This window comes from Salegentibacter sp. (assembly GCF_041642575.1).
Classification (GTDB): Bacteria; Bacteroidota; Bacteroidia; order Flavobacteriales; family Flavobacteriaceae; genus Salegentibacter.
Window position 1 is genome coordinate 1 of the sequence record NZ_JBEPWD010000145.1, and the last position, 3,783, is coordinate 3,783.

The following is a 3,783-nucleotide window of genomic DNA, read 5'->3' on the forward strand; positions in this document are numbered from 1 at the left end:
CCCTTCGCCTCAAACGTTTGAAATATACTAACCCCCTGTGGCTGTTTAGAAAAGCCTGTATACGGCTCTGAATCACGCTTACAAAACTCCCCAAAAAAACATGATTCGGGTCAGCTTAGCTTTACTTGGTGCTTCCTAAATTTTTCCTTTATCGTTCATTTTGTTAATTTAATTTTTTAATTAAAAATTGCGGAAAAATGAACCAAAGCACCAATACGCTATCTTTTGAAAAGATATGGAAAGACATGGAATTCCTTACCAATTGTTTCCGCCAGGTTTTGAAAGAGCTTGGAGAACATGAATTGGTAGATTTACTTTCACAGGACGGCTCTAAAAACCATATCCCTGAGGATATAAAACTAAATGAAAAACAGATCCAGGTGCTAAGCATGTACATGCAGCTTATGAATCTGGTAGAGGAGAATGCTGCCGTGCAATACCGCAGGAAACTCATCGACAATAAAGGATTGCAAGCCATTCGGGGTTCCTGGAGCGAGACTTTTAACCGGTGGAAATCGCAGGGCTTATCGCAGGACCAGATGCAGGAGATCCTGCAAAAAATAAGTGTGACTCCGGTACTTACCGCACATCCTACCGAAGCGAAGAGAATATCTATCCTCGAATTACACCGGGAGATTTACCTTAAACTCATCAAGCTGGAAAACAAGGCTTATTCTTCTTCAGAAAGAAAGGTAATAGGAGAGGATATTATGGCACTGCTCGAAAGATGGTGGAGAACAGGGGAGATCTACCTGGAAAAACCAACGGTGGAAAAAGAAAGGAATAATGTAGTGCACTACCTGAGTAAGGTTTTTCCGATGGCGCTTAAAAAAACCGATATTCAGCTTAGACAAAGCTGGCTGGAAATGGGCTTCGATCCCAAAAAACTTAGCTATCCCCGACTGCAGTTTGGTTCCTGGGTAGGGGGCGACCGGGACGGGCATCCGCACGTCACCGCTTCCATTACCGAGAGCACCCTTAAAGAACAAAGAAAAGCCGCGCTGGAACTTATCAATACGCATTTAAATGAGCTGGTAGCGCACCTCAGCTTTTCAAAGAAACGAAACCCCATCCCGGAGATTCTTAAAGATGAAATTGATAAAAAGCTGGAGCTTTTAGGGGAACCGGGAAAAATCGCTGCAGAAAGGAATCCCTATGAGCCCTGGCGCCAGTTTCTTTCGTTAATGCTGGTGCAGCTAACCAACACGATGGAAGAGCAAAACAGCCTGGATGAGCAGGTATATAATAGTCCGGAAGATCTTCTGGAAGATTTAAAGGTGCTGAAGTCATCCCTGCTGGAAATTGGCGCAAAAAGAATTGTGGAAGATCTGATCTTTCCCACCGAACGTTTGCTGCAAAGTTTTGGCTTTCACCTCGCTCGCCTCGATATAAGGCAGAATAGTGAATTCCACGATAAGGCGATGGAACAGATTCTTAAAGCTACCTATCCCGATCTGCCTGAATACCGTAGCTGGAATGAAGAGAAGCGAATCGATTTTTTATCTGAAGAATTAAAAACCAACAGACCATTTGCCATAGGAGGTAAATCCTTCGGGCCGGAAGCAGATAAGGTGCTGGATTGTTACCGGGTGGTTAAAAAGCATTCAGAAAAATACGGTCCGCAGGGAATAGGTTCCTTTATTGTAAGTATGACCCGCGGCTTGAGTGACCTGCTTCTGGTGTATGTACTCATGAGGGAAGCCGGTCTTAGCTGTAATACTTTCCAGGTTGTGCCTTTGTTTGAAACTATTGATGACCTGCTGGCATCCGATGAAGTAATGGATAGTTATTTAAAGCACCCTGCCTACAAAAAAAGTGAAGACGGGGTACAGGAAGTGATGCTGGGCTATAGCGACAGTAACAAAGACGGCGGAATTATTGCCAGTAGATGGCACATTTACCAGGCCGAAGAGGCGCTTACCATAACAGCCGAAGAAAATAATGTCCGTTTCAAATTTTTCCACGGAATTGGAGGTACCATAAGCAGGGGTGGCGGAAAATATCACCGTTTCCTTGAAAGTATGCCACCCGGAAGCCTGAGTGGTGAAATGAAGCTAACGGTACAGGGAGAAACGATTTCCCAGCAGTTCGCAAACCGACTTACCGCCAGTTATAACCTTGAGATGTTACTTTCCGGTACCGCTTTGCAAACAGGTTACAACAGCTTTCCGCAGCGGGCTATCACCTATCCTGTGGCAGCTTTGAGAAAGCTGGCTCAGTATTCACAGGAGAAGTACCAGGATTTGATAAAGCATCCTTCCTTCCTGGAATTTTACGGGGAGGCAACGCCTATTGATGTACTGGAATTAAGTAAAATAGGCTCGCGTCCTGCACGTCGAACCGGAACAAGAACCCTGGGAGATCTCAGGGCAATCCCCTGGGTTTTCAGCTGGAATCAATCCCGCTTTAATATTACCGGTTGGTTTGGAATTGGCTATGCATTGCAAAAGCTGAAGAATGAGGATAAGGATAGCTATATGCAGCTCAGGGATTTTGCTGATAAATGGCCTTTGCTGCGTTATATACTTATCCAGGTGGAAACCAATCTTATGAATGCATCTCCCGAGGTTATGAGCCTTTATGCTGAATTGGTTAAAAACGAAAATGTTAGGCAGGAACTCACAGAAATTATTAAAACCGAGCATACTGAAAGCCTGGAGCAGATAGGTGCTATGTTTGATACCAACAGGGAGGAACGACGCCAAAGTCTGCTGGACAATTTAAACCGAAGAGAGGATGCGCTTCTAACCCTGCATTATTTACAGATTAAAAACCTGGAGCTATGGAGAGCCAGTGATGACCGGAATGAGAGTTCCCTGGTGACCCTTTTACTGGAAATAACCACCGCCCTTGCAAGCGGACTTAAAAACACAGGTTAAAAATCCAGTCTTAAATTGAGATATCAGGTAATTCTAAAAGCTATTTTTTAAACAGGATTTTGGCCCGGTTATATTCATAGTTCATTTTTGCAATAGTGAGCACTGAAATATTTTCCGGGCATTCCACCTGGCAGGCTTCTGTATTGCTGCAATGTCCGAAACCTTCTTCCTCCATTTGATTCACCATATCCAAGGTTCTGGAAGAAGTCTCTTTGTCACCCTGTGGTAAGCGGGCGAGGTGGGTGATCTTGGCACCGGTAAATAAAGCCGCACTGGAATTTTTGCAACTCGCTACACAAGCCCCGCAGCCAATACAGGCAGCAGCGTCAAAAGCGGTTTCTGCTTCATGATATGTTACAGGAATACTGTTGGCCTCAGGTGCCTGGCCGGTATCTACTGAAACATATCCGCCAGAGGCGATAATACGGTCCAGGGATGAACGGTCTACTTTCAGGTCCCGTACCACAGGAAAAGCAGTTGCTTTAAAGGGCTCAACATAAATGGTATCCCCATCTTTAAATTCCCGCATGTGCAACTGGCAGGTAGTCGTGTGCTTAAGGGGTCCGTGGGCTATTCCGTTGATCATCACTCCACACTGTCCGCAAATTCCTTCCCTGCAATCATGGTCAAACTCTACTGCCCGCTCTCCCTGCTTTACCAGCTGGTTATTGAGCATATCCAGCATTTCCAGAAAAGACATATCCCTTGACACCTCTTCCAGCACATAATCACAGAATTCTCCTTTGGTATCCCTGTTCTTTTGTCTCCAGATCTTTAAAATTATTCTCATCCTGATGTGATTTAATTGAATGCTATTATTCTAAATTTCCTCCCTGAATTTTTTATAGCTGCGGAAGAATTTTTTTCTTATTTATAACTCCTGATAGTTGGAGCAACGGTTTCA

General features: G+C 44.4%; 2 protein-coding genes. One reads left to right on the forward strand and one right to left on the reverse strand.

The genetic code is table 11. The features are described 5' to 3' along the window. Positions 1–197 precede the first annotated feature (197 nt). Positions 198–2,879 (forward strand): phosphoenolpyruvate carboxylase, encoded by a 2,682-nt coding sequence (locus ACESK1_RS12530; RefSeq protein ID WP_372920523.1) that lies wholly within the window; start codon positions 198–200, stop codon positions 2,877–2,879. Positions 2,880–2,919: 40 nt separating this feature from the next. Here ACESK1_RS12530 and ACESK1_RS12535 read toward each other — a convergent pair whose 3' ends face one another. Continuing rightward, entirely contained in the window at positions 2,920–3,669 is a 750-nt protein-coding gene (locus ACESK1_RS12535; protein WP_372920524.1) for a succinate dehydrogenase/fumarate reductase iron-sulfur subunit, read from the reverse strand. Between the last annotated feature and the right edge of the window lie 114 nt (positions 3,670–3,783).